This is a genomic window from Oceaniovalibus sp. ACAM 378 (assembly GCF_008085915.1).
Classification (GTDB): domain Bacteria; phylum Pseudomonadota; class Alphaproteobacteria; order Rhodobacterales; family Rhodobacteraceae; genus Oceaniglobus.
Genome location: NZ_VSJK01000077.1, coordinates 1 through 1,250 on the forward strand (window position 1 = coordinate 1; position 1,250 = coordinate 1,250).

Here is a 1,250-nt window from a genome sequence, read left to right on the forward strand (position 1 = left end):
TCGATCAGATCCGGGTCAGAGAAAGCAGCATTTGCGCAGGAGCCACGAGCTCGGTCTGTTGATATGCCTCTGGTCCGCGCATCGCCATACCGGCCCGCGGTCACATCAGAACCGCACACAGAGGCCTGATACATGACCGCACCCGATCACACGCTCGCGCCGTTCAAAAACCACTTGCATCAATGGGGGCATCCATACATGCACAAATCCTTTGAGGGATTCATCTTGTGAATCCAGCATGGTAGCTGTGATGAATGAGCAGCCCGACACTCCCTTCCTACAAGACCAAAAACTGGCCAGCCTATAACGAAGCGCTGAAGCGCCGTGGCTCTCTGACGATCTGGTTCGACCTCGAGATGAGCTGGGACGCCGCGCCGACAGGCAGGCGTGGCCGACAGCAGACTTACAGCAATACCGCCATCCAGATGTGCCTGACGATGAAGGTGCTTTTCGGCATGGCCTTGCGCCAGACGACGGGCTTCGTCGAGAGCCTGTTGCCCTTGGTCGGCCTCGACTGGACGGTGCCCGACTTCAGCACACTGTCCCGCCGCCAGAAGACCTTGGCCGTGAACATCCCGTATCGGGGCTCCAATGGCCCGCTGCATCTGCTGATGGATAGCACCGGCATCAAGGTCGAGGGAGAAGGCGAGTGGAATGCTCGCAAGCATGGCGGTCCCAAACGGCGCGTCTGGCGCAAGATCCACCTCGGAATTGACGAACAAACACTGGAGGTCCGCGCCGTCGAAATCACAGGGAACCATATTGGGGACGCACCTGTTCTGCCCGATCTGCTCAGCCAGATCCCGGCGGATGAGCAGATCGGCAGCGTCATCGCTGACGGCGCGTACGATACGCGCAAAGGTCACGATGCACTGTATGAAACTGCTGGGGCAGTGCCTCATGGCGCGGGACTTTGACCGCCAGGTCGCCGAGGTCCAGATCCGTGTCGCCATCATGAATGGCTATACCGCCCTCGGAATACCCGTCACAGAGGCCGTGGGATAAATCCGTCCGGGGAAAGGGGTAGCCTCGCCATCAACCGATTTGTGCATGTATGGATGCCCCCATTGATGCAAGTGGTTTTTGAACGGCGCGAGCGTGTGATCGGGTGCGGTCATGTATCAGGCCTCTGTGTGCGGTTCTGATGTGACCGCGGGCCGGTATGGCGATGCGCGGACCAGAGGCATATCAACAGACCGAGCTCGTGGCTCCTGCGCAAATGCTGCTTTCTCTGACCCGGATCTGATCGA

The 1,250-nt window shown here is 59.3% G+C and carries 1 pseudogene; it reads left to right on the plus strand.

Annotation, left to right across the window (positions count from 1 at the left end):
• Positions 1–254: 254 nt before the first annotated feature.
• Positions 255–1,005 (plus strand): annotated as a pseudogene (locus tag FQ320_RS25250) (IS5 family transposase).
• Positions 1,006–1,250: the final 245 nt, after the last annotated feature.